This is a genomic window from Alcaligenes sp. WGS1538 (genome assembly GCF_043187505.1).
Taxonomy (GTDB): domain Bacteria; phylum Pseudomonadota; class Gammaproteobacteria; order Burkholderiales; family Burkholderiaceae_B; genus Alcaligenes.
Genome location: NZ_CP171109.1, coordinates 566,943 through 591,197, shown reverse-complemented (window position 1 = coordinate 591,197; position 24,255 = coordinate 566,943). Strand labels below are relative to the sequence as shown.

Below are 24,255 nucleotides of genomic sequence, written 5' to 3'. Positions count from 1 at the left end.
AGACAATACAGATGCACGGTCAGCAGACCGTCAGGTTTCGTGTGTCCTTCTTCCTGGAATGCGCCATGATCCGTCCCCCCGCCAGCCCCGACCTGTCTTCTCTCTGGATGCCGTTCACGGCCAATCGCCAGTTCAAACAGAACCCCAAGCTGCTGGCCCGCGCCAAAGGCATGCACTATTACACGGCGGACGGACGCCCCATCCTGGACGGCACGGCGGGCCTGTGGTGCGTGAACGCCGGACACGGCCGCGCCCACATCATCGAGGCGCTGACGCGCCAGACCATGAACCTGGACTACGCGCCCAGCTTCCAGCTCGGCCACGAGGACGCCTTTCGCGCCGCCCAGGCGGTGGCCGGCCTCATGCCCGACGGGCTGGACCGCATCTTCTTCACCAATTCCGGCTCGGAGTCCGTGGACACCGCGCTGAAGATCGCCCTGGCCTACCATCGGGCCCGCGGACAAGGGCAGCGCACGCGCTTCATCGGCCGCGAACGCAGCTACCACGGCGTGGGCCTGGGCGGCATCTCGGTGGGCGGCATCACCGCCAACCGCCGGGCCTTCTCGCCCATCCTGATTCCCGGCGTGGACCACCTGCCCCACACGCACAGCCTGGAACACAATGCCTTTACCCAGGGGCAGCCGGCCTGGGGCGCGCATCTGGCCGACCACCTGGAAGGGCTCATCGCCCTGCATGACGCCAGCAACATCGCCGCCGTGATCGTGGAGCCGCTGGCCGGATCGACCGGCGTGCTGGTCCCGCCCCAGGGCTATCTGGAGCGCCTGCGCCAGATCACGAGCAAGCACGGCATCCTGCTCATTTTCGACGAAGTCATCACCGCGTTCGGCCGCCTGGGGGACAACACCGCCAGCCAGTACTTCCACGTCACGCCCGACCTGATCACGCTCGCCAAGGGCATCAGCAATGCCGCTGTGCCCGCCGGGGCGGTGGCCGTGCGGCGCGAGATTCACGACGCCATCCTGGACGCCAGCCAAGGCGGAATCGAATTCTTTCACGGCTACACCTATTCCGCCCACCCGCTTGCCACGGCCGCCATCCTGGCCACCCTGGAGATCTACCAGGATGAGGCGCTGTTCCAGCGCGCCCGGCGCCTGAGCCCCTACTTCGAACAGGCGGCCCACTCCTTGCGCGGCAGTCCGCACATCATCGACATCCGCAATCTGGGGCTGGTGGCCGGCATCGAACTGGCCAGCCGCGCGGGCGCGCCCGGCGCGCGCGCCGCCGAAGTCTTCAACGCCTGTTTCGAGCAAGGGGTGCTGGTGCGCTACACCGGCGACACCATCGCCATTTCTCCGCCGCTGATCGTGGAGCAGGAACAGATCGATCAGATATTCGGCACCATTCGGACAGCCTTGAAGAACGTGCGCTAGGTTTTTCGTGATTCTTCAGAAGTTTCCCAGAGGTGGACGGGCAGGCCGATAACAGACTGGTCTTGGTGACGACTCCGCCCGGGAAAAGACAGGGCCGGTCCGGGCTGACGGCTTGCCGGCGCCCCTGGCCGGCAGCAGGCGCCGGGCGCCCCTTGAGCTTGCCGCGTGGTTCACACCGAACCCCTGGCCCGCTTTCACAACAGACAAAACAATGCCTCCCGAAGGAGGCATTGCGTACGGCATGAAGCGCCCAAGACCGGTTGTTTACTCGGCCACGGCCTCGTAGCCGGGGCCGTCCAGCAGGCCGTCCAGGTCGGCGGGATTGTCGGCCTTGAGCTTGAAGATCCAGATATCGAACGCCGCCTCGTTGATCAGGTTGGGCGAATCGGACAGCGCTTCGTTGAACTCCACCAGTTCGCCCGCGACGGGCGCATAGATGTCCGACGCGGCCTTGACCGACTCGACCACGCCGGCCGTCTGGCCGGCTTCCAGGCGCGTGCCGGGCGTGAACTCGCCCACGAACACCAGATCGCCCAGTTGGTCCTGGGCAAAGTCGGTGATGCCCACCAGCACCACATCGCCGTCTGCCTTGGCCCACTCGTGGGTGGCCACATATTTTCTATCGTCAGGTAGCTGCATGCGCCCCCCCTTAAAAACAAAAAGTGCTTGTTGCCTAAACTATAAACCACGCCCGGGATCAGCGCTGAGCGAGCGCGCGCAAGCCGCCGCCGACGCCCATGCCCACTGGAAATTGTAGCCGCCCAGCCAGCCGGTCACGTCGACCGCCTCGCCGATGAAGTACAGGCCGGGCACCTTGCGGGCCTCCATGTTCTTCTGATTCAGCTCGCGCGTGTCCACTCCGCCGCTCATGACCTCGGCCTTCTTGTAGCCGGCCGTGCCGCTGGGCTTGAGCTGCCAGGCATTGATGACCTGCCCGACCGTGCGCAGCACGCGGTCCGGCAGGTCCGCCAGGCGCTGCTGGCCCACGCCCCCGGGCAGCAGGTCCGAGGTGTCCAGCCACTGCTCCACCAGGCGGCGCGGCCACAGGCTCGAGAGGACCGTGACCAGGAGCTGGCGATTGCCGGGCTTGGCGTCCAGCAATTGCTGGCCTATGTCCTGGCCGGGAGCCAGGTCCACGGTGATCCCCTCGCCCGACTTCCAGTAGCTGGAAATCTGCAGGATGGCCGGACCGGACAGGCCGCGGTGCGTGAACAGCAGATCCTCCAGGAAGGCCTGGCGCTGCTTGCCGGCGCCCGTGCTGACTTCCACTTCCAGCGCCATGCCGCTCAGCGAGGAAAACGGACGCCAGTCCCGGCCGTCGAAAGTCAGCGGAACCAGCGCCGGGTGCGGCTCGATGACCTTGAGGCCGAAGTGCCGGGCCACGCGCAGCGCATAATCCGTGGAGCCCAGTTGCGGGATGGCCATGCCGCCGGTGGCGATGACCACCTGGCGCGCCTGCAGGTCGCCCTGGCTGGTGCGCAGCACGAAGCCGGCCTCGATGCGGCCTATGGATTGCACCGAACAGGGCATGCGCCAGGACACCTGCCCTTTCAGGCACTCCTGGCGCAGCATCTGGATGATGGACTCGCTGGAATCGTCGCAGAACAGCTGGCCCTTGTGCTTTTCGTGGTAGCCGATGCGGTAGTCGCGCACCAGCTGCAGAAAATCCTGCGGCGTATAGGCCGCCAGGGCGGAACGGCAGAAGTGCGGATTCTGCGAAATGAAGTTTTCCGGAGAGGTCCCGGTGTTGGTGAAATTGCAGCGGCCGCCGCCGGAGATGCGTATCTTCTCGGCGAGCTTTTCCGCGTGATCGATCAGCACGACCCGAAGGCCGCGCTGGCCGGCCATGCCGGCGGCCAGCATGCCGGCCGCCCCTGCGCCAATGACGGCGACGTCGAAAAATGGTGCCACTCTGCTTTACTCGCCAGCCTCGGATTCGCGGATGCAATCCACGTAGTAGCGCGGCAGGCCGTCCGGACCGATATCCTGGGCCAGGCCGTGCACGTAGGTTTCAAAGCCGGGGAAGCGGGCGTTGAATTCGCGCGCGAACTGCAGGTATTCCACGATGCGCGAGTTGAAGCGCTCGCCGGGGATCAGCAGCGGGATGCCGGGCGGGTACGGGGTGAGCAGCACGCCGGTGACGCGGCCTTCCAGTTCGTCGATGCCCACGCGCTCGATCTCGCGGTGCGCCATCTTGGCGTAGGCGTCGGACGGCTTCATGGCCGGCACCATGTCGCTCAGGTAGACCTCGGTGGTCAGGCGCGCCAGGTCGTACTTGCGGTAGGCTTCGTGGATCTGCTGGCACAGGTCGCGCAGGCCCATGCGCTCGTAAGTGGGCTGAGCCTTGCAGAAGTCCGGCAGGATGCGCCACATGGGCTGGTTGCGGTCGTAGTCGTCCTTGAACTGCTGCAGGGCCGTCAGCAGCGTGTTCCAGCGGCCCTTGGTAATGCCGATGGTGAACAGGATGAAGAAGGAATACAGGCCGGTCTTCTCCACCACCACGCCGTGCTCGGCCAGGTACTTGGACACCAGGGCGGCCGGAATGCCGTGGTCGGCAAAAGTGCCGGAGATGTCCAGGCCGGGGGTGATGACCGTGGCCTTGACCGGGTCCAGCATGTTGAAGTCGGTCGGCAGCTTGCCAAAGCCGTGCCATTCGGCGCCCGAACGCAGGATCCAGTCCTCGCGGTTGCCTATGCCTTCCTCGGGCAGGCGGTCCGGCCCCCAGACCCTGAACCACCAGTCGTCTTCCCCGTACTCGCCGGACACCTTGCGCATGGCGCGACGGAAATCCATGGCCTCGCGGATGCTTTCCTCGACCAGGGCCGTGCCGCCGGGCGGCTCCATCATGGCCGCGGCCACGTCGCAGGACGCAATGATGGCGTACTGCGGGCTGGTGCTGGTGTGCATCAGGTAGGCTTCGTTGAAGACGTTGCGGTCCAGCTGGCGGTTTTCCGCATCCTGCACCGTGATCTGCGAGGCCTGCGACAGGCCCGCCAGCATCTTGTGCGTGGAGTGCGTGGCGTAGATCATGGTGTCCTTGCTGCGCGGTCGATCGGCGCCGATGGCATGCATGTCATGATAGAAGTCGTGGAAGGCGGCGTGCGGCAGCCAGGCTTCGTCGAAATGCAGCGTGTCGATTTCCGAATCCAGCGTTTCCTTGATCATCTCGACGTTGTAGATGACCCCGTCGTAGGTGGACTGGGTCAGCGTCAGGATGCGGGGCTTCTTGTTCTTGGCGTTGCGCGCGAAGGGGTTGGCCTCGATCTTGCGGCGGATGTTCTCAGGCTGGAATTCTTCCTGCGGGATGGGGCCGATGATGCCCAGGTGGTTGCGCGTCGGGCGCAGGAACACCGGGATGGCGCCCGTCATGGTGATGGCGTGCAGGATGGACTTGTGGCAGTTGCGGTCCACCACCACCACGTCGTCGTTGGCCACGTTGGCGTGCCAGACGATCTTGTTGGAGGTGGACGTGCCGTTGGTCACGAAGAAGCAGTGATCCGCATGGAAGATGCGCGCGGCATTGCGCTCGGCCTCGGCCACCGGGCCTGTGTGGTCCAGCAGCTGGCCCAGTTCGTCCACGGCATTGCAGACGTCGGCGCGCAGCATGTTCTCGCCGAAGAACTGGTGGAACATCTGCCCCACCGGGCTTTTCAGGAAGGCGACCCCGCCCGAGTGTCCCGGGCAATGCCAGGAGTAGGAACCGTCCGAGGCGTAGTTCACCAGCTCGCGAAAGAACGGCGGAGCCAGGCTGTCCAGGTAGGAGCGCGCTTCCCGTATGATGTGCCGGGCCACGAATTCGGGCGTGTCCTCGAACATGTGGATGAAGCCGTGCAGTTCACGCAGGATGTCGTTGGGGATGTGCTGCGACGTGCGCGTCTCCCCGTACAGATAGATGGGGATGTCCTCGTTGCGAAAGCGCAGCTCGCCGATGAAGGAGCGCAAATTCATGATCGCGTTGGCGACATCCTCGGGGGAATCCACGTCGAATTCCTCATCGTCGATCGACAGGATGAAGGCGCTCGCGCGGCTTTGCTGCTGCGCAAAAGAACTAAGGTCACCATAGCTGGTGACCCCGAGAACTTCAACGCCTTCGGCCTCTATCGCGGCGGCCAGGGCTCGGATGCCCAGGCCTGACGCGTTTTCGGAACGGTAGTCTTCGTCGATGATGACGATGGGAAAACGAAACTTCATTCCAGAACTCCTAGGTACGGGGCAAGGTGACGCCCAGCTGACCCTGATATTTGCCGCCGCGGTCGCGGTACGACACTTCGCAGATTTCGTCGCTTTCGAAGAACAGCATCTGCGCGCAGCCCTCGCCGGCGTAGATCTTGGCCGGCAGCGGGGTGGTGTTGGAAAACTCCAGCGTCACGTGGCCTTCCCATTCGGGCTCCAGCGGCGTGACGTTGACGATGATGCCGCAGCGGGCGTAGGTGCTCTTGCCCAGACACATGGTGAGCACGCTGCGCGGGATGCGGAAATATTCGACCGTGCGGGCCAGCGCGAAGGAATTGGGCGGGATGATGCACACGTCGCCCACGAAATCCACGAAGGACTTCTCGTCGAAGGCCTTGGGGTCCACGATGGTCGAATTGATGTTGGTGAAGATCTTGAATTCGTTGGCGCAACGCACGTCGTAGCCGTAGCTGCTGGTGCCGTAGCTGACGATGCGCTGCCCGTCCACGCTGCGCACCTGGCCGGCCTCGAAGGGTTCGATCATGCCTTCGGCAGCAGCCCGCCGAATCCAACGGTCGCTTTTGATACTCATAGGAAATTAGCCGCCTTAAATCAGTAACCGGGTATTTTATCGTTTACATGCAAGCTTGACCCACACGACGCGCAAAAACGACATTCAAGCGGGTTGCGCGCCCGTTTCCCGGCGGGCGCGCTTTCTTGGAACCTGTGCATGGTCCTAGTCCTGGGAGAACCAGCGGTAGATCAGGGCCAGGCCGTTGACCGTGCCGGCGCTCAGTTCCGCCGTCAGGCCGCGCGCCAGGCGGTAGCTGGCGCGCCCCACCGTCCCGGTGTCGGCCATGGCCTGCTGCAGGCTGACCGTGATGTCGGACGTAAGCCCCTTGGAGATCGCCAGGAACTTGCGCTCCACGTCGCTGGTGCCGCTGTTCAGGGATTTGACCACACTTTCCACCGGCAGGATGCTGCCCGGGCTGCCCAGGTCGCCCGAACGCATGGCGACCTCGTCGATGCCGAACTTGCGGTAGAACGGTTCGCCGTCGCCCAGGAAGGAGGTGCCCACGCTCAGCAGCAAGGCGATGTCCCCGCCCGAGTCGTCGGGTCCGTGTCCCAGCAGCAGCCAGGACAGCTTCTCCACTTCGCTCACTTCCGGATAGGACACCAGGTCGATGCGCGGCCGGCGCGCCGTGCCGGCCACCTTGACGCCGGCCTGCACGGCCTGGTCGGTGCGCAGGGCCTCGATGTCCAGGATGGGCGAGGTGATGTCGCCCTGGAAGGTCACGGTACCGCGCCTGAGCAGCAGCTTCTGCCCGTACAGTTCGATGCGCCCGCCGCGGGTGCGCAGCGCGCCTATGCCCGTCAGCTTGCCGCCTATCATGGTGATCTTCAGGTCCCCCACCAGGCCGGAATTCACGCCGTAGCCGGTCAGGTAGAAGCGCGGCCCCAGATCCACGTCGATCTCCATCGTCATGTCCGTGGTGCCCTCGACCTCCTGGTCCTGCAGCGTCTGGCCGGCGCGCAGCACCACCACGTCGCTGTCCACGGTGGGGATGCCGCCCAGCATGTCCAGGTTGAACCAGCCCGCGTCCGCCACCACTTTGCCCTGGATGGCGATGCGCGGCAGATCCATGTCCAGGTCCAGCCGGCCTGTCATCATGGCGTAGCGGTCGGCGCGCTGCACGATGGGAAAGCGCAGGATGTCCACCGCAAAGGTCCCCTGCTGGTTCACCAGGTTCCATTGGCCCGACACCGTCAGCTTGCCGCCCTTGGCGTCGGGGCTTTCCTTCAGCCAGGTCGCCGTGCGCCACTCCTGAGGTTCCACGCGCTGCGTAGCCGGGAAGGTCAGGCTTTCCAGGCGGAAGACGTCGCCGTCGAAACGTGCGTCCAGGCTGCCGTCCAGCAAGCGTATGCCGTCGTCTAGCCGCGTGAAGCGCAGGTCTCGGCCGGTCACCGTGCCGCGGCTGGTCCAGGCCCACTTGGCGCCCACATCGATGTTCACATCGGCGTTCAGGCGCCCCCCCAGTTCCATGGCATCGCCCAGGAACAGGCTGGTCCAGCCCAGGTCGTCGATGTTGGCCTTGACGTTGATCTTCTTGGCATCGCCGTCACGCAGGGCGATCCCGCCGCCCGGCGTGGCATGCACCACTGTTTCCGCCGTGGCGGTCAGGTAGCCCATGCGCTGCGTGCGCACGTCCAGCAAGGCGTCCAGGCGGCTGCGCCCGCCCGAACCGGGCGTGGCCTTGAGCGTCAGGCTCATGTCCTGCAGGCCCAGCGGAAACGGCGGCTCGGCCGGCACCTGCACGTCGCCGCTGACGCGCTGGATGCGCGCCTGCCCCGCCAGGGCCCCGGCAAAACTCAGGTTCCAATCGGCCTTGACTTCGATCTCGTCCGGACGGGTGTTCTTGCGCGAGGCGACTTTCACGCCGCCCTTCTTTTCCTGGGCCTGTTCCTCCACGCCCAGCTTGCGCATCAGCCGCTCGATGCGCGGCTGGGACAGGACGAGGTCCGTCAAGGCGCCCTGGCTGGCCCACTGGCCAGCCTGGTAACGGGACTCCTGGTGCCGCAAAGCCACCCAGGACTGGCCGTCCATGGTGGTGGCGATCGTCGTTGCGCCGATCCGCAGCGACCAGGGCGTCGCAAGGGCCTGTTGCGCGGCGGTGGAGGCCGGCGGCGCTTCGCCGGCCGCCGGAGCGCCGGCCGCCGGGACGCCCGCCGCCGGTGTTTCGGCCGGGCTTTCCGGCGTCGGCGCTTGAGCGGACGAGGCAGACTCCTGGACGGGCAATTCCCGGCCGAGCTCCTGCAGGCGCTCGGGCTCGGGCTCGGGCGGTGTCAGTGCCGCGGTGAACAGCACGGGCATGGCGGACTGCAGCTTGGCGCCCAGGCCGGCGTGATCAGCCGCCAGGCGTGTGACGCGGCCGTCCCAGAATGCCGCCTTGCCTTGCCCGGCGAAATTCCAGCTGCCTTCCAGAGCCAGGTCGGCCTGCGCCAGACCCTGCCCCAGCTGGTCGCGCTTCGTGCCGCCCAGGTCATATCGCGCCTTGAGATCCAGCCCGTGCCGCGCAATCGAACCCCTGAGCTTGCCTTCGGCCGACACCGTGCCCAGTTCCAGGCCCGGCCACAGTTGCCCGGCCCGCGGCACCTGGACCTGCAGGTCCAGCATGCTGTCAGGCTCGCCAAACCCGCCTTTCAGGGCAATGCGGTTGTCGCCCACCTTCAGGTCCGTCAGGGCTTCGGACACCGTCAGGCCGCGCCACCAGTCCGCGCTGCCGGGCTGGGCGGGCGAGGCCACGTGCGCCTTGATCTGTCCGGCGGCCGGCTGCCGGTTCCAGCGACTGCCCTGCAGCAGCTGCACGTCCACATCGGCCGTCACCAGCTGAGCCTTGTCCACCAGCAGCACATCGAAGCGGCCTTGCCCGTTGATGAGGGCGTCAGGCAGTACATCGCCCAGCAGGGCGTGCAGATCCAGCCTGTCACTGCGGAACTGCCCCTTGAAATGATCCTTGATGTGTCCCTCGTCCTGCTGGGCGTCCCAGGCAAAATCGGCATCGAACTTCGATTGGTCGGGCAGTTGCAAGGCCACGGTCGCCTGGCGCACGGGCACGGCGGCCAAGGGCGTCAGGTCCGCCCGAGCATCCAGATGATAGCCCTGGCCGCTGCCCTGCAGCGTCAGCGCCGCCTGCTCCAGCGAACCGTCCAGCGTCAACTGCGCATTGATGACGCAGTCGGGAAGCGGTTCGGGCTCCGGCACGGCCACGGGTTCAGTGATGCGCTCATCGCCGCTGGCGGCGGGCGCGCCGGCCTCAGACGCGGCTGCTTCGGATTGCACAGCGTCGGGAACGCCTGTCTTGTCGTCCGGTTTGGACGCGGCGGGAGTCCCGCCCTGGCGCGCCGCCTCCTTCGGGGCGTAGCCGGGCAGGTATTGTCGGGCACATACGGGCGATTCAGGCGTCAAGCCCCGCGCGATGACCTGCACATCGGCCCGGGCCGGGAACGGCGCTTCGAAACGGGCCAGATCGACCTCGCCCTGCAGTCCCGCGCGCATGAACTCGTTGGCCAGCATCAGATCGTACAGGCGCAACTGTCCGCCTTCCGTTCCCACCGACAGCGCCGCCGACAGATCGGCGACGGCCAGCGGCAGCGGCGCGCCGTCCTGCGTCAGCATGAACTGGCCCAGGGCCAGCTTGTCCACCGCGATATGGACGGGCAGCTCGGGCATCTGGAACGGTTCGTCCGGCTTGGGTTCGGCCGGCGTGGTCAGTGCGACCTCCACCTTCTGCGCGCTCAGCTCCACCACATGCAGGCGGCGTTCCAGCAGCTCTTTCCAGTTGGTCTGCAGGCGCAGGCGCTCGATGTCCACGTGCGTGTCCGGCAGGTCCAGCACCAGGCGGTCGACGCTCAGGCCGTCCCACACCGAACCGCGCACGCCCTGGGCGCTGCCGTTGGCATGGGGCAGGGCCGTGCGCAGCGCCCAGCGCGTGCCGGCCTCGCTGGCCAGGACCCAGTAGGCAAAGCCGCAGACCAACAGCAGGGCCATGACCACGAAGGGTATGCCCCACAAGGCAAAACGACGGAACCAGCGCCGCAGAAAAGCCATCAGAATGCGATTCCCAAAGAAAAACTCAGGCGCAGGCGCTTGTCCCGCTGCCCGTACGCCACGTCGATATTGAAGGGACCGGCCGGCGTGCGCACCACGGCGCCCAGGCCATAGCCCCAGGCCAGCTTCATGTCGCCAAAGCTAGGGGCTGCGTCGCCCACGTCCACGAAAGCGCGCATGCCGTACATGCTGGTGAAGAAATGCGTGTATTCCACACTGGCCACGGCCAGGGCCGGCGCCCCCACCACGGCGTCATTCAACTGCAGGCCTATGCTCTGGAATTTGTAGCCGCGAATGCTGCGCGCCCCGCCGGTGCGATATCCGAAGTCCGGCGGAGTGCGGTCGGTCATGCGCCAGACCTTGCCGATCTCGCCACGCACCGACAGCACGTCCCATTCGCCGATGGGCCACCATTGTTGCAGGCGCAGATTGGCGCGATAGAACGGCTCGCCCCGGTCCAGCGTGATGCCCGCGCCCAATCCCAGGTCCACCAGATTGCCTTCGCGCGGATCGTATTTCTTGTCCACGTCGCGCCGCAGCCACTGCCAGGTCGCGATGGCCGACGGCACCTCCCGCGTGGGCAGGCCTGCGATCTTGGTCTTGTCCCAGGCGCCCAGCAGGCCCCATTCGGTTTCGTATTCGACCCGGCTCTTGCCGGCGGCCTTGCGTTCCTGGCGCAGCTTCCAACCGAACGCGGCGCGGGCCGTATCCAGCCCTTCGATATCGGAACGGTCGTAGAGCAGTCCCAGGCTGTTCTTGTAGCCGCTGCGGGTGGGCGGCAGGTGCACATCATAGAAGGCGCGCTGGCGCTTCTTGTCCACGCCTAGGCCGGCCTCGGTCCAGATGGGCAGGCCGAACACGATGTTCTGGCGGTAAAGGCCCTCCACGCGCACGCCGTGGTCGCTGTCCACGCCCAGGGAGCCGGTGAAGCGCTTGGCGGGCGCTTCGGTCACGCGCACCAGCACGGGCAGCTCCACCTCGCCGTCCGCGCGCACTTTCTGCAGGCTGGATTCATCGTCCAGGGTGACGAAGGCGCCGCGAAAGAACGAGGTGGACGCCAGCGATTGCTGCCATTCGTCCAGCTTGTCCTGGTCGTAGGGGTCGCCGGGTTCATAGCGCACATAGTGTTCGACCAGCGATTGCGGCACCCGCTTCAGGCCCGAGGTGACAAGCTGGCCCATGCGCACGCGCGGCCCGCTCTTGACCTTCAGCGACAGGTCGGCCACGCCTTCGTCGGCCAGGACCACGGCGCGCGTGCTGTCATAGCGCGCGTAATAGAAATCCTGGCGCTGCACGCTCTCCAGCAGATCCGCCTTGGCCGACGACCAGACCTTGTTCAGGAACGGATCGTCCGGCTTGAGGGGGAAGTCCGCCTTGATGCCTTCCAGCCGCACCTCGAACTCCGGCTGGGTGATCTGCCCCTTGAAATCCAGGTCGACCTTGCGCACCCGGGTAAGTTCGCCCGGCTCGATGATGATGTCCCAGGTTTCTCCGCCTATGTCCTCGCCCACCTCCAGCGTCACCACCGAATCGAAATAGCCCTGGGTTTCCAGGGCCGAGACGGTCGCATCGTGCGCCCGGCGGCGCAGGCGCGAGACTTCCCCCACGTCCTGGTCTTCAGCCAGGCGCGTGATGGCGCTGACGGCGCGCTGGATTTCCTTCAGGGCCTCGGGCGGCACGCCGCCCGGATCGATGACGACTTCGGGGACGGAGGCGGCCCAGGCCGGTCGGCTCAGGGCCAGCAGCAACAACAGGCAGAGGCCGGGTTTCAGCATAGGCACTCAGAGCGGACGAGGGACAACCTTGGGTCGCTGCGCCGACGTGTCGGGCGGCAGCTGGGAAAGATTGGCTGAAACCCGATTGGCGATCTCCTGATAGAGGCGGGCCTCGGCGCTGTCGGCCGCGGCGATGACGGTGGGGGTGCCCGAATCAGTCTGGGCGCGGATGCTCATGGCCAGCGGCAGGGCCCCCAGCCAGGGCACGTTGAACTGAGCCGCCATGTCCCGCCCGCCATGCTGGCCGAAGACCGGGTCGGCATGACCGCAATTGGAACAGATGTGCACGGACATGTTCTCCACGATGCCCAGCACCGGCACGTTGACCTTCTGGAACATGGACAGGCCGCGCTTGGCGTCGGCCAGGGCCAGGTCCTGCGGCGTGGTGACGATCACGGCGCCGGTGAGCGGCACCTTCTGCGACAGGGTCAGGGCGATGTCGCCCGTGCCCGGCGGCATGTCGATGATCAGGTAATCCAGGTCGTCCCAGCGGGTCTGGGTCAGCAGCTGCGTCAGGGCCTGGGTGGCCATGGGGCCGCGCCAGATGGCCGGCGCGTCCTCGTCCAGCAGAAAGCCGATGGAATTGGCCTGCAGGCCGTGGCCGATGAGCGGCTCCATCATCTTGCCGTCGGCGCTGCGCGGGCGCTCGTGCAGACCCAGCATGATGGGCACGCTGGGACCGTAGATGTCGGCATCGAGCAGTCCGACGCGCGCGCCCTGCATGTGCAGCGCCAGGGCCAGGTTCACGGACGTGGTGCTCTTGCCCACTCCGCCCTTGCCGGAGGCAACCGCAATGATGTTGCGGATGTTGGGCATGGGGCGCAGGCCCTGCTGCACGGCATGGGTGCCGATGCGCGGGCTCAGGTGCAGCTGAGCCAGCTGCGCGCCCACGCCGGCGAGCGCCTGGACGATGCGCTCGCGCAATTGCCCCTGGATGTCGTAGGCCGTGTAGGGCAGATGCAAAGTGAGCGATACCTGGTCGTTTTCAATGCTGATTTCACACTTGCCCGCATCCACCGACAGCTTCTTAAACGTGTTGGGGTCGGTCACCCCAGCCAGGGCCTGCAGTACACGTTCGGAACTTACAGTCATTTGTCCAAAACCTTGCTATAAAGAAACATCACCATACCTTTAAACCAGAAGAATAGCGGATCAAAGGGAATTTTTTTGTACAGATAGTGTCATACTAACCCTATGAATACATTTAACCAGATTATCCGCACAGCCCTCTTTGTCTTGCTGACAATTTTCGGTGCAATCATGGCGTTTATTTTCATGGTTTCCACCGCGATTGCCATCGGCATCCTGTACATCGTGGCCCGCATCAGCGGCCGGCCCTTCGGGGTCAAGGCCTATTGGGACCAGCGCCGCCGTCCGGTCGCCCCCGCGATGCGTCCCGATGCGCCGCGCGCGCCTCGCGCACAGGACGTCACCGACATAGAAATGCGCGAAATCCCCTGACAGCCCCGCCCGGGGCGGGCGTGCGCCCGTCCCGGTCCGGCATGCGCCCCGCGGCCCGTGCAGCCGCGGGGCGCCTGATTGCGTTCCCGCTTCCTTCGCCCGCTGGCCTGCCCTGTCGCACCCGCGCGACCGCGTCCCCGCCGGCTGATCCTCATTGCCAGCAGAAGAGCGCAATTCGACATAAAATCGCACCTTCCCTTTTACACTTTTTTTCCTTTACGTCATGTCACGAACGATATTTGTCACGACCGCCCTGCCGTACGCCAACGGCTCGTTCCACATCGGCCACATCATGGAGTACATCCAGGCCGATATCTGGGTCCGGTCGATGCGAATGTCGGGACATACGCTGCACTTCGTCGGCGCGGACGACGCGCACGGCGCGCCCATCATGCTCAAGGCCGAGAGCGCCGGCATCACGCCCGCCCAGCTGGTGGACCGCATCGCCGCCGAGCGTCCGACCTACCTGAACGGCTTTCACATCCAGTTCGACCACTGGCACCGCACCGACTCCCAGGAAAACATCGCGCTGGCGCAGGACATCTACCGCTCGCTGAAGTCGGCCGGTTTCATCGACACGCGCACCATCGAGCAGTTCTATGACCCCGTCAAGGGCATGTTCCTGCCCGACCGCTACATCAAGGGCGAATGCCCCAAGTGTCACGCCAAGGACCAGTACGGCGACAGCTGCGAAGTGTGCAGCGCCGTCTATGTGCCCACCGAGCTGATCGAGCCCTACTCCACGCTGACCCGCGCGCGCCCCGTGCTCAAGACTTCCGAGCATTTCTTCTTCCGCCTGTCGGACCCGCGCTGCGTGGCTTTCCTGCAGGAATGGACCACGGGCACGAATGCCCAGGGCAAGCCGCGCCTGCAATCCGAAGTGTTGGGCAAGACCCGCGAATGGCTGGGCACGGGCGAAGGCGCCGAAGCCTCCCTGAACGATTGGGACATCTCCCGCGACGAGCCCTACTACGGCATCCCCATCCCCGACGCCCCCGGCAAATATTTCTATGTCTGGCTGGACGCGCCCGTGGGCTACCTGGCTTCCCTGAAAGCCTATTGCGCCAAGCAGGGCCTGGATTTCGACGCGTTGCTCGATCCCGAAGGCAATACCGAGCAGATCCACTTCATCGGCAAGGACATCGTGTACTTCCACGCCCTGTTCTGGCCCGCCATGCTGAAGTTTTCCGGCCGCAAGGTGCCCGACGCGCTGAACGTGCACGGATTCATCACCGTCAGCGGCGAGAAGATGTCCAAGAGCCGCGGCACCGGCATCTCGCCGCTGCGCTACCTGGAGCTGGGCATGGACGCCGAATGGATGCGCTATTACATGGCCGCCAAGCTCAATTCGCACGTCGAGGACATGGACTTCAACCCGGAGGACTTCATCGCCCGCGTCAACAGCGACCTGATCGGCAAGTACGTCAACATCGCCAGCCGGGCAGCCAACTTCATCAGCAAGCATTTCGACGGCCAGCTCGCCTATCAGGGCGACACGGCCGAGATGCAGGCCGAGCTGCAGGCCGTGGCCGAGAAGGTGCGCGCGGATCTGGAGAACCGCGAGTACGGCCGCGCCGTGCGCCAGATCATGGCCCACGCCGACCTCATCAACCAGGCCTTCGATACGGCGCAGCCCTGGGTCATGGCCAAGGGCATAGGCACGGCCGAGCAGGCCCAGAAGGACGCGCTGCAGGACATCTGCTCGCGCACGCTGGCCGGCTTCAAGGGCCTGTCCGTGATGCTGGCCGCCATTCTGCCCGCCCTGACCGATCGCGTCGCCCGCGAGCTGTTCGGCATGAACCGCAGCTTCGTCTGGGGCGACGCGGCCGAACTGCCCGGCCACATCGCCCCGTTCAAGCACTTGATGCAGCGCGTGGACGCCAAGCTGGTGGACGAGCTGCTGGCCCCGCCGCCCGCGCCCGTCGTGGTGCCCGGCGGCGAGCCCATCGCCGACACCATAGCCATCCAGGACTTCGCCAAGGTGGACCTGCGCATCGCCAAGATCGTGGCCTGCGAGCCCGTGGACGGTTCGGACAAGCTGCTGCGCCTGAGCCTGGACGTGGGCGAAGGCCGCCTGCGCCAGGTGTTCTCCGGCATCAAGTCGGCCTACCAGCCTGAAGACCTGGTCGGCAAGCTGACCGTGCTGGTCGCCAACCTGGCCCCGCGCAAGATGCGCTTCGGCGTGTCCGAAGGCATGGTCCTGGCCGCCAGCCACGCCGACGAATCCGTGGACAGCGGCATCTACGTGCTGGAACCCTTCCCCGGCGCCCAGCCCGGCATGCGCATCCACTGACGCCGCCTGCCCGATAAAAAAACCTCGCCCGCGGGCGAGGTTTTTTTTACCTGGAGCAAGACAAGATCATCCCACCCGTTTCCCGCAACATAGCGGCTTTTCACTACCATGCCAATCAGAGCCCGGATTGAATACAGACCCCTTTCTTATATACCCGTAACGGGTATAATTGGAGAATCTGCATGGATGTGTACACACGACGGTATTTTGCGCGCTGGCAAGCTGACGAGCATCTACCCGATGAAGCGCTCTGGTCCGCCATCTCCGAAATGGAATGCGGACTGATCGATGCCAACTTGGGCGGACTGCTGTACAAGAAGCGTCTTGCGCGCCCAGGATGTGGCCGACGCGGCGCTTACCGTGTCCTGCTTTCCGCCCGCCTGGGTCAGCGCTACATCTTCATGCACGGTTTCTCGAAGTCGGACCGCGACAATATCCATTCGTCCGAACGCGCCGCCTTGCAATATGCGGGAAAAGTTTTTCTCGGACTGCATGGTTCCGGCTTGTCCAGAGCACTGCAAGACGGCATCTTGATCAGGATGACAGCACCATGAAGAGCCCCCTTATCGACTCCTTGCGCGACGATCTGCAAGCCCTGGTGAAATCCGGCGCCGTGGACAAAATTACACTGAGGGAATTCGACCAGCTCTGCCCGCCGCAAGTAACGGAATTGGATCCTGGTGAAATCAAGGCCTTGCGCGAGCGATTCAAGATCAGCCAAGCTGTCTTCGCCCTTTATCTGCACACCACGGCCTCCACGGTCCAGAAATGGGAACGAGGCGAAAGCCGCCCGGCCGGCCCTGCATTGAAGCTGCTCAACCTGGTCGCGCAGAAAGGACTGAACATCCTGGCCTGAACGGCCGGGCCGCCGCGCCGGCTCAGGCTGGCTCGAACACCGTCATGGACTCCACGTGGCCGGTATGGGGAAACAGGTTCAGCACGCCGGCGGCGCGCAGACGGTAGCGTCCCCGGTGCACCAGGATGGCGGCGTCGCGGGCCAGGGTCAGCGGTTCGCAGGAAACGTACACGATGCGTTGCGGACGGCGCTCGTCGGACAGGCGGGCCAGGACTTCGGCGACGGCGCGAGCCCCTTCGCGCGGAGGATCCATCAAGACCTTGTCGACGCGTCCCAGGGCGTCCCACCAGTTGCGGTCCGCCTCGAACAGATTGCGCTGCGCGAAATCGGTCCGGTCCTGCAGGCCGTGGGCGCGGGCGGCGTGGCGGGCGCGCTCCAGCAGGGCGGCGCTGCCCTCGACGCCGGTCACGAAGGCGGCCCGGCGCGCCAGCGGCAAGGTGAAATTGCCCAGGCCGCAGAACAGGTCCAGCACGCGCTCCTGCAGCCCGGGCGCCAACAGCGCCAAGGCCTGGGACACCAGGCTGCGGTTGCTGGCAGGATTGACCTGGGTGAAATCCGTCGGCCGGTAGGCGAAGCGCACATCGAACTCGGGCAAGGCGTAGGCCAGTTCTTGCGCTGGCGGCACGGGATCCAGGGGCCGCGCCGAATCGGGCCCGCCCGCCTGCGTCCACCACTGCACGCCGTGTTCGCGCCCGAAGGCCCGCAGGCTGTCCTGGTCCTGCTGCGTCAAGGGCAGCAGGTGCCGCAAGACCAGGACGCAGGCCGAATCCCCCATGGCCAGCTCGATCTGCGGAATGCGGTGGGGAATGGACAGGCCCGCGATCAGTTCCCGCAAGGCCGGCAGCAGCGCCGATACCGGCGCGGGCAGGACAAGGCACTGGCGCAGGTCGGCCACGTGCGTGCTGCCGCGCTCCCGGAAGCCGATGCGCAGCCCCTCCCCGTCCACCCGATAGACGGACAGGCGAGCGCGCTGCCGATAGGCCCAATACGGGCCATGGACCGGCGCCAGCAGGCGCTCGGGGCGCAGGCCGCCGACCCGTTGCAGGCTGTCTTCCAGGTGACGCTGCTTGACGGCCACCTGGGCGGAGGGCTCCAGATGCTGCATGACGCAGCCGCCGCAGACGCCGAAGTGCGGACAGGGCGGCTGGACGCGCTGGCTGCTGGCCTGCAGGATGTCCTGCAGTTCCCAGACCTGGTGGCGGCGGCCCCCTGCCGGGTTCGCCACGCGCACTCGTTCGCCGGGCAGGGCGCCGTCCACGAAATGCGTGCAGCCGTCCTGTTGCGCAACGCCGCGCCCTTCCATATCCAGGGCTTCGATATCCAGTTCCATCATGTCCTGCCGGCGCTCCTTGGCCGTCCCGTTTGCCAGGCTGACATTGTAAAAGCGAAACCCGCTCAGACGGGCGCGGGCTGGCGCGGAGCAGGCATGGCCTCGAACAGGCCGTCCGGCGCATACACCGTCGCGACCGGCTCGGCCAGTTGCGCGCCATGGCGCCGCACGATATCCGCGATGCGCAGCAGGATGTCTTCCTTCACGTTCATGAACTCGTTGTAGTCCGTGCTGACCGTGAACGCATACAGGGACAGCTGCAATGAGCGTTCACCGCAGCTGTCGAAATTGAAAGCGAAGAAATCCTGCTGTATGCCCTTGTGTTCGCGCAGCATCTGCCGACACTCCTCCACGATGCGCGACATCACGCCCATGTCCATGTAGCGCAGGTGCAGGGTTTCCATGATGCGCCGCGCCGTCATGCGGGAATGGTTGATGATGGGCTGCGTGTTGAACATGGAGTTGGGCACATAGAAGGGCTTGCAGTCGAAGCCGATCAGGCGCGTGGCGCGCCAGCCTATGTGCTCCACCCCGCCGGCCAGTTCCGTGCCGGGAATGATGATGTATTCGCCTACCTTGAAAGGCCGGCTGGCGAAGATGGTCAGCCCGCCCAGCAGGTTGGCCACCAGGCTCTGGGCGGCAAAACCGATGGCGATGCCGCCCACTCCGCCGAAGGCCAGCACGCCCGCGATCGAGAAACCCAGGGCCTGCATCACTGTCAGCGCGGCGGTCAGCACGATGGAAGCCCGTACCAGCTTGCCGATGGCGTCCGTGGCCGTGGGATCCAGCTCGTGGCGGCGCACGCGGGCGCGCGCCACCAGATTCTCCTGGACCTGGGTGCAGACCTTCAGGAAGTACCAGGTCACGACGGCGATCACCGCCACCATGGGAGCGGTGGGCAGGACGGCCGCCAGCATGGACGAAACATCATGCTCCACCAGCAGGCGCGCGGCCCCCGCCAGGCCCAGCACCCAGATCAGCGCCTTGAGCGGACCTGGCGCGCCGGCCAGGAAACCATGCACCCAGACGTGGCGCGTCGGATCGGTGCGCTGTGCCAGGCGCGCCATCACCCTGCTCACCACCATGCCGGCCAGCAAGGCGAACAGGATGATCATGAATACGGCCAAGACGTCGCCCCACTGCTCCAGCACGGCGGCGACTCTCTGATACAAGGAATGCTCTTCCACGGTCAGTCGCTCCAGTTGTCGTGAGTGATCGGCGGGCCGCTCCGCGGTCCGCCGCCTGCGTCTTTTACGGTAACAGCCGCGCGCCCGCCGCTTCAAGTCGCCGTCGGGCCCCAAAGCCCGATACACTCTCGATCAGGCAGGCCCTTCGCAGACGACCCGCCCCACGCATTCTGAAGGAACCCCGGCATGGAAAAAGTGACCCCCGCCGACCTGGACCGGCACCGCAGCGCCCAGTTCTCCACCTGGGTCAGCGTGGCCGTGAACATAGGCTTGAGCCTGCTGCAGATCGCCATCGGCCTGTACGCCAATTCGCGCGCCCTGATCGCGGACGCAGTCCATTCGCTGTCGGACCTTCTGTCGGATTTCGTGGTGCTGTTCGCCAACCGCCACAGCCGCAAAGGGCCGGATGCGGACCACCCCTACGGCCACCTGCGCTATGAGACCGCCGCCACCCTGGCCATCGGCGTGCTGCTGATCCTCGTGGGCCTGGGCATGGTGTGGAACGCCGTCACCGCGCTGCAGGACCCGGGCAGCATCGCGCCTGTCCACCCCGCCGCCCTGCTGGTCGCCTTCATCGCCCTGTGCGGCAAGGAACTGCTGTTCCGCTACATGCTGCGCGTGGCCAAGCGGGTGCGCTCCACCATGCTGGTGGCCAACGCCTGGCACGCGCGCTCGGACGCGGCCTCCTCGCTGGTGGTCAGCCTGGGCGTGCTGGCCAATCTGGCCGGCCTGCCGCTGGCCGACCCGCTGGCCGCCAGCATCGTGGGATTGATGATTCTGCGCATGGGCTGGAAGTTTTCCATCGGCGCCTTCCACGACCTGACCGACCGCGCCGTGGACCACGACACCGAGCAACGCATCGCCGCCCTGCTGCGCGAGACGCCCGGCGTGCAGGGCATCCACGAGCTGCGCACGCGCAAGCTGGGTGACATGATCTGGGTGGAAGTGGACCTGGAGATGGACGGTTCCCTGACCATCGCGCAGGGCCACGCCATCGCCGTGCTGGCCCGCGAACGAGTCATGCAGGCCGAACCCGTGCTGGACGTCATGACGCACTTCGATCCGGTCGAGCCCAAGCCTCCCTCGGCCGGCGCTTGACCCTCACGTCGCGTCAGTCTTCATCATGCCGTTCTTTGACCTGGAGAACGGCATGACCTCTCGTACCGAACCTCGCGCTCCCAGCCGGACGGCCCTGCGCATGGCCCTGCAGCGCGCCGCCCACCAATTGCTGGACGAGCCGCGCGTGCTGGACGACCCCTACGCGCTGCGCATCCTGGGACCGGAAGCGCTGGACATGGCCGCCGACCCCTACCGCTACAACGACCCCATGAGCCGCCCCCTGCGCGCCGCCATCGTCGGCCGCAGCCGCTGGGCCGAGGACGCGCTGGAACAGGCCGTCGCCCATGGCCTGCGGCGCGCCGTCCTGCTGGGCGCCGGACTGGAGACCTATTGCCTGCGCGCCCCGCCCGGGCTGCAACTGCTGGAGATCGACCACCCCGCCACCCAGGACTGGAAGCGCCGCCAGCTGGAACTGGCCGGATTGGCGCTGCCGGCCGGCGCCGTGCTGCAGCCCTGCGATCTGTCCCGCCAGGACCTGGGCGACTGCCTGGCCAGCGCAGGCGTGCTCCCGGACGAGCCCGTCTGCTTCGTCGCCCTGGGCCTGACCCCATATCTGCATGCGGATCGCATACGCGACCTGCTGGCCTGCGTGGCGCGCTATCCCGCCGGCAGCAGCATCCTGTTCGACTTCCGGGTCGATCCCGCCGCGCTGGACCCCATCGAACGGATGCTGGACGGCGCGATGGCTCAGCAATGCGCAGCCGCCGGCGAACCCTGGCTCAGCGCCTATCATCCGCAGGACATGGATGGTTTGCTGGCCCGCCTCGGCTTTCGCTGCCGTACACTGTGGGGTACGGAAGAACTCAACGCCCGCTACTTCCACCGCCGCCGCGACGGGCTGCAGAGCGCAGGCGGCGGACTGCGCCTGATGCGGGCCGACGTCTGACCTCGACCACATCATGACCCCAGCCTCTCCCCCGGCGCTGCTACGCGTCGGTGAACTGGCCCGCCGCGTCCACATGACCGTGCGCGCCCTGCACCATTACGACGACATCGGCCTGTTGCGGCCGCGCCATCGCAGCGCCGCGGGCTATCGCCTGTACGCCCAGGAAGACATCGCCCGCCTGCAGCACATCCAGGCGCTGCGCTCGCTGGGTCTGGGGCTGGCGCAGATAGGCCGCCTGCTCGATGAGCATCCTCAGGACATCGCCCCCCTGCTGCGGCGCCACATCCAGCAACTGGACAAGGAGATCGAGCGCCAGCGGCAGATGCGCGATGGCCTGTACAGCCTGCTCGATACGACGGGCACGTCCTCCGACTGGCACGGGCGTCTGGAACTGATCGCCCTGTGCAATCGCTACCTGGCTCCGCAGGACAAGCAGGCCCCGCCCTTGCTGGAAGCGGACGGACGCTTGCGCGCGCCATGGAGGCGGCGGCTGCAGGGCCTGGAGCGCCTGCGTCTGAGCGGCGTACCCGCCGACCATCCCCATGCGCGCCGCGCCGCGCGTCGATGGATGATTGCGCTGGAAGAAGAGACCCGGCGCGACCCCGCCCTGTTCCAGCAGCTGCGGCGCATGTTCAAGGACGAGCCCGCCCTGGGTCGTCGTACCGGCTTGAGCCCGGAGCTGGATCAATATCTGCTGCGGGCCTACGCCCATCACCGCCTGACCCTGTTCCAGCCCTACCTGAGCCCCGAGGCCTTCGCCTACCTCAGCGACCACTACCCCGATGCGCTGCCGCTGTGGCCGGATCTCATGGCGGACCTGCTGGACGCCGTGCAGCGAGGCGATGCGCCCGCCCACCCCCGGACCCAGGCCCTGCTGGATCGCTGGCTGGCCCTGCAGCAGCGCTATACCCTGGACGCAACCGCCGCCAAGAACCTGCGTCTGGCGCAGGAAACCGAGCCGGGACTGCAGGAAGGAACATGGCTGCCGCCGGCCGTGCTCCGGCTGCTGAAAGACGCGCTGGCGCTCCGCTCCCTAGATGTCTAGCTGAAGTCGGGGCCGGCGCTCGGGCGCCAGCATGTCCACCAGCACGCGCGCCAGCGCCCTGACCATATCGTCGGCGTTGGGCCTGTGCAGGATCGCCAGCTCGAAGGCGTCGATCACCGGCAGACCCTGCGCCCGCCCCAGTTCGACATGGTCGCTGGTGACGGCCCGGCGCGGCAGCAGGCTGATGCCCATGCCGTCGGCCACGGCGCCCTGGATGCCGCTCAGGCTGGAGCTGGTGAAACTGATGCGCCAGCGGCGCCCCAACGACTCCACCGCGCTGATGATCTCCTCCCGGTACACGCCGCGGCGCGGGAAGGTCACCAGGGGAATGGGATCCAGGTGGAACACCGGATGGGCCGCGCTGTCCACCCAGGCGGTCTTCTCCGGCATGCAGGCCACGGCTTCGCGCGTATTGTGGCGCTGCTTGACCAGCACCAGGTCCAGTTCGCCCTGGTCGTAGGCCGCCATCAAGTCGCTGCTCAAGCCGCTGGTGACCTCCAGCTTGACCTGGGGAAAGCGCCGGTTGAAGCCCGCCAGGGCCTGCGTCGTGCGGCCGCTGGTGAAATCCTCCGGCACGCCCAGGCGCACCGTCACCGTGACGAAGGCGCCGGACAAGGCCTCGGACAACTGGTCGTTCAAGGCCAGCATCTGGCGCGCGTACCCCATCAGGGTCTGGCCCGCTTCCGTCGTGCTGACGCCGCGACTGCCGCGCTCCAGCAGCCGGTGTCCCACCATGTCCTCCAGCCGCCGCACCTTCTGGCTGATGGTCGACTGAGTGGAATGCAGCCGCGCGGCCGCCGTGGTGAAACTGCCGCAATCGACCACGGTGAGCAGGGCGCGCAGCAGGTCCAGGTCATACAAAGGTCTATTTGGTTTTTCAATGGAAATCATGACTGCATTTGTTTTCCTAATGATCTTCTGGACTTTTAGCATCCGCCCGCCACTTGCACAAGCGCGTCGCCTTCGCTTGCCGGCGGCAGCAAGTTCAGGCACATTCTCATTCCTGACAAGGTTTTACCCTTGTGATGGCTTACTGGGCCCCTGCCTCCCCCATTCTGACAGCGGCACACAACCGGGCATTTGAAAAGCAAATACTAGGAATTAATACATTTAATTTGTACATATGGCCACACATCGCTATCGTGTACCTGTCCCCGCGCATTGAAACGACGGCGTGCCTCTTCCGCCAGGAGGCCGGCACCGTCCGCGCCGTGCAGCGCGACAGGCGTTTCTAACTGAATCTCCATCGGAATCGTTATGTCCAAAGTCAATTACTACGCCCCTCCCGGCGGTCACCCACCCCAGACGCAACTGCTGACCGACCGCGCCATGTTCACCGAAGCCTACGCCGTGCTGCCCAAGGGCGTGCTGCAGGACATCGTGACCAGCTTCCTGCCCGGCTGGGAAAAAACCCGCCTGTGGGTTCTGGCCCGCCCCCTGTCCGGCTTTGCCGAGACCTTCTCCCAGTACATCGTCGAAGTCAGCCCCAACGGCGGCAGCAACAACCCTGAAGCCGACCCTGAAGCCGAAGGCGTGATCTTCGTGGTCAAGGGCCAGCTGGAACTGGTCCTGAACGGCACCAAGCACATCCTGGAAGAAGGCGGCTACGCATTCCTGCCTCCCTCGACCAACTGGACGCTGCACAACCGCTCCAACGACCTGGCCAACTTCCACTGGATCCGCAAGCGCTACCAGCGCGTGGAAGGCCTGGACGCCCCCGAAGCCTTCGTGACCAACGAAAAGGACATCACGCCCCTCGTGATGCCTGACACCGAAGGCCGCTGGAGCACCACCCGCTTCGTGGACATGTCCGACATGCGCCACGACATGCACGTGAACATCGTGAACTTCGAACCCGGCGGCGTGATTCCTTTCGCCGAAACCCACGTGATGGAACACGGCCTGTACGTGCTGGAAGGCAAGGCCGTCTACCGCCTGAACCAGGACTGGGTGGAAGTGGAAGCCGGCGACTTCATGTGGCTGCGCGCTTTCTGCCCGCAAGCCTGCTACGCCGGCGGCCCAAGCCGTTTCCGCTACCTGCTGTACAAAGACGTGAACCGCCACGCCAACCTGACGATCGGCGGCGCCCGCTGATCATCGGCGCCACGCAAAAAACCCGCTGCCTTGCAG

The 24,255-nt window shown here is 65.9% G+C and carries 19 protein-coding genes; 9 read left to right on the top strand and 10 right to left on the bottom strand.

The genetic code is table 11. The features are described from left to right. The first annotated feature begins 65 nt into the window (after positions 1-65). A complete protein-coding gene (locus tag ACF3ND_RS02755; RefSeq protein WP_394064020.1) occupies positions 66-1,391 on the top strand; it encodes an aspartate aminotransferase family protein in 1,326 nt (441 codons plus the stop codon). A gap of 264 nt (positions 1,392-1,655) precedes the next feature. Here ACF3ND_RS02755 and gcvH read toward each other — a convergent pair whose 3' ends face one another. The 7 genes from gcvH to apbC form a co-directional block, all read right to left on the bottom strand. After that, entirely contained in the window at positions 1,656-2,030 is a 375-nt protein-coding gene (gcvH, locus tag ACF3ND_RS02750) for a glycine cleavage system protein GcvH (protein WP_394064018.1), read from the bottom strand. A gap of 39 nt (positions 2,031-2,069) precedes the next feature. Beyond that, positions 2,070-3,302, bottom strand: coding sequence for an NAD(P)/FAD-dependent oxidoreductase (locus tag ACF3ND_RS02745; RefSeq protein ID WP_394064016.1), 1,233 nt, complete (start codon positions 3,300-3,302; stop codon positions 2,070-2,072). Between the two features lie 6 nt (positions 3,303-3,308). Further along, positions 3,309-5,582, bottom strand: coding sequence for an Orn/Lys/Arg decarboxylase N-terminal domain-containing protein (locus tag ACF3ND_RS02740; RefSeq protein WP_394064014.1), 2,274 nt, complete (start codon positions 5,580-5,582; stop codon positions 3,309-3,311). A gap of 10 nt (positions 5,583-5,592) precedes the next feature. Beyond that, the gene (gene dcd / locus ACF3ND_RS02735; RefSeq protein WP_394064012.1) at positions 5,593-6,156 is read right to left on the bottom strand and encodes a dCTP deaminase; all 564 of its coding nucleotides are present in this window, start codon (positions 6,154-6,156) and stop codon (positions 5,593-5,595) included. A 144-nt stretch (positions 6,157-6,300) separates the two neighbouring features. Continuing rightward, complete coding sequence (locus tag ACF3ND_RS02730; RefSeq protein WP_394064010.1) at positions 6,301-10,173, bottom strand: translocation/assembly module TamB domain-containing protein; 3,873 nt, start codon at positions 10,171-10,173, stop codon at positions 6,301-6,303. After that, entirely contained in the window at positions 10,173-11,948 is a 1,776-nt protein-coding gene (locus ACF3ND_RS02725; protein WP_394064008.1) for an autotransporter assembly complex family protein, read from the bottom strand. Before ACF3ND_RS02725 ends, ACF3ND_RS02730 begins: the two co-directional genes overlap by 1 nt. Before the next feature lie 6 nt (positions 11,949-11,954). Continuing rightward, the gene (gene apbC / locus ACF3ND_RS02720; RefSeq protein ID WP_394064006.1) at positions 11,955-13,040 is read right to left on the bottom strand and encodes an iron-sulfur cluster carrier protein ApbC; all 1,086 of its coding nucleotides are present in this window, start codon (positions 13,038-13,040) and stop codon (positions 11,955-11,957) included. A 168-nt stretch (positions 13,041-13,208) separates the two neighbouring features. On the opposite strand from apbC, the gene ACF3ND_RS02715 reads away from it, so the two are divergent. The 4 genes from ACF3ND_RS02715 to ACF3ND_RS02700 all read left to right on the top strand — a co-directional run bounded on the left by ACF3ND_RS02715 (position 13,209) and on the right by ACF3ND_RS02700 (position 16,558). Then, a complete protein-coding gene (locus tag ACF3ND_RS02715; protein ID WP_394064004.1) occupies positions 13,209-13,409 on the top strand; it encodes a hypothetical protein in 201 nt (66 codons plus the stop codon). A 223-nt stretch (positions 13,410-13,632) separates the two neighbouring features. Further along, complete coding sequence (metG, locus tag ACF3ND_RS02710; protein WP_394064002.1) at positions 13,633-15,702, top strand: methionine--tRNA ligase; 2,070 nt, start codon at positions 13,633-13,635, stop codon at positions 15,700-15,702. Between the two features lie 182 nt (positions 15,703-15,884). Further along, positions 15,885-16,256, top strand: a complete 372-nt coding sequence (locus ACF3ND_RS02705; RefSeq protein WP_394064000.1) for a type II toxin-antitoxin system RelE/ParE family toxin — start codon at positions 15,885-15,887, stop codon at positions 16,254-16,256. After that, on the top strand, positions 16,253-16,558 hold the full coding sequence (locus ACF3ND_RS02700; protein WP_394063998.1) for a helix-turn-helix domain-containing protein: 306 nt from the start codon (positions 16,253-16,255) through the stop codon (positions 16,556-16,558). Before ACF3ND_RS02705 ends, ACF3ND_RS02700 begins: the two co-directional genes overlap by 4 nt. A gap of 22 nt (positions 16,559-16,580) precedes the next feature. Here the strand turns inward: ACF3ND_RS02700 and rlmD are convergent, their stop codons facing one another. Together rlmD and ACF3ND_RS02690 are read right to left on the bottom strand one after the other, a co-directional pair. Then, the gene (rlmD, locus tag ACF3ND_RS02695) at positions 16,581-17,927 is read right to left on the bottom strand and encodes a 23S rRNA (uracil(1939)-C(5))-methyltransferase RlmD (RefSeq protein WP_394065767.1); all 1,347 of its coding nucleotides are present in this window, start codon (positions 17,925-17,927) and stop codon (positions 16,581-16,583) included. Between the two features lie 26 nt (positions 17,928-17,953). After that, on the bottom strand, positions 17,954-19,060 hold the full coding sequence (locus tag ACF3ND_RS02690) for a mechanosensitive ion channel family protein (RefSeq protein WP_394063996.1): 1,107 nt from the start codon (positions 19,058-19,060) through the stop codon (positions 17,954-17,956). Positions 19,061-19,261: 201 nt separating this feature from the next. Between ACF3ND_RS02690 and ACF3ND_RS02685 the strand changes: the two genes are divergently transcribed. Genes ACF3ND_RS02685 through ACF3ND_RS02675 form a run of 3 tightly spaced genes read left to right on the top strand, consistent with a single transcriptional unit; the run spans position 19,262 to position 22,125 of the window. Beyond that, a complete protein-coding gene (locus tag ACF3ND_RS02685; protein WP_394063994.1) occupies positions 19,262-20,173 on the top strand; it encodes a cation diffusion facilitator family transporter in 912 nt (303 codons plus the stop codon). A gap of 52 nt (positions 20,174-20,225) precedes the next feature. Then, positions 20,226-21,080, top strand: a complete 855-nt coding sequence (locus tag ACF3ND_RS02680) for a class I SAM-dependent methyltransferase (protein ID WP_394063992.1) — start codon at positions 20,226-20,228, stop codon at positions 21,078-21,080. Positions 21,081-21,093: 13 nt separating this feature from the next. Then, positions 21,094-22,125, top strand: coding sequence for a MerR family transcriptional regulator (locus ACF3ND_RS02675; RefSeq protein ID WP_394063990.1), 1,032 nt, complete (start codon positions 21,094-21,096; stop codon positions 22,123-22,125). On the opposite strand, the gene ACF3ND_RS02670 is transcribed toward ACF3ND_RS02675, so the two are convergent. Next, on the bottom strand, positions 22,114-23,016 hold the full coding sequence (locus tag ACF3ND_RS02670) for a LysR family transcriptional regulator (protein WP_394063988.1): 903 nt from the start codon (positions 23,014-23,016) through the stop codon (positions 22,114-22,116). The two genes, ACF3ND_RS02675 and ACF3ND_RS02670, sit on opposite strands and share 12 nt — an antisense overlap. A 366-nt stretch (positions 23,017-23,382) precedes the next feature. Between ACF3ND_RS02670 and ACF3ND_RS02665 the strand changes: the two genes are divergently transcribed. Continuing rightward, positions 23,383-24,219, top strand: coding sequence for a bifunctional allantoicase/(S)-ureidoglycine aminohydrolase (locus tag ACF3ND_RS02665; RefSeq protein ID WP_394063986.1), 837 nt, complete (start codon positions 23,383-23,385; stop codon positions 24,217-24,219). Positions 24,220-24,255 lie beyond the last annotated feature (36 nt).

Bases quoted from the DNA above. Each gene is read 5' to 3' on its own strand.
- ACF3ND_RS02755 (WP_394064020.1), top strand. From the start codon at position 66: ATGATCCGTCCCCCCGCCAGCCCCGACCTGTCTTCTCTCTGGATGCCG.
- gcvH (WP_394064018.1), bottom strand. From the start codon at position 2,030: ATGCAGCTACCTGACGATAGAAAATATGTGGCCACCCACGAGTGGGCC.
- ACF3ND_RS02740 (WP_394064014.1), bottom strand. From the start codon at position 5,582: ATGAAGTTTCGTTTTCCCATCGTCATCATCGACGAAGACTACCGTTCC.
- dcd (WP_394064012.1), bottom strand. From the start codon at position 6,156: ATGAGTATCAAAAGCGACCGTTGGATTCGGCGGGCTGCTGCCGAAGGC.
- ACF3ND_RS02730 (WP_394064010.1), bottom strand. From the start codon at position 10,173: ATGGCTTTTCTGCGGCGCTGGTTCCGTCGTTTTGCCTTGTGGGGCATA.
- ACF3ND_RS02725 (WP_394064008.1), bottom strand. From the start codon at position 11,948: ATGCTGAAACCCGGCCTCTGCCTGTTGTTGCTGCTGGCCCTGAGCCGA.
- apbC (WP_394064006.1), bottom strand. From the start codon at position 13,040: ATGACTGTAAGTTCCGAACGTGTACTGCAGGCCCTGGCTGGGGTGACC.
- ACF3ND_RS02715 (WP_394064004.1), top strand. From the start codon at position 13,209: ATGGCGTTTATTTTCATGGTTTCCACCGCGATTGCCATCGGCATCCTG.
- metG (WP_394064002.1), top strand. From the start codon at position 13,633: ATGTCACGAACGATATTTGTCACGACCGCCCTGCCGTACGCCAACGGC.
- ACF3ND_RS02705 (WP_394064000.1), top strand. From the start codon at position 15,885: ATGGATGTGTACACACGACGGTATTTTGCGCGCTGGCAAGCTGACGAG.
- ACF3ND_RS02700 (WP_394063998.1), top strand. From the start codon at position 16,253: ATGAAGAGCCCCCTTATCGACTCCTTGCGCGACGATCTGCAAGCCCTG.
- ACF3ND_RS02685 (WP_394063994.1), top strand. From the start codon at position 19,262: ATGGAAAAAGTGACCCCCGCCGACCTGGACCGGCACCGCAGCGCCCAG.
- ACF3ND_RS02680 (WP_394063992.1), top strand. From the start codon at position 20,226: ATGACCTCTCGTACCGAACCTCGCGCTCCCAGCCGGACGGCCCTGCGC.
- ACF3ND_RS02675 (WP_394063990.1), top strand. From the start codon at position 21,094: ATGACCCCAGCCTCTCCCCCGGCGCTGCTACGCGTCGGTGAACTGGCC.
- ACF3ND_RS02670 (WP_394063988.1), bottom strand. From the start codon at position 23,016: ATGATTTCCATTGAAAAACCAAATAGACCTTTGTATGACCTGGACCTG.
- ACF3ND_RS02665 (WP_394063986.1), top strand. From the start codon at position 23,383: ATGTCCAAAGTCAATTACTACGCCCCTCCCGGCGGTCACCCACCCCAG.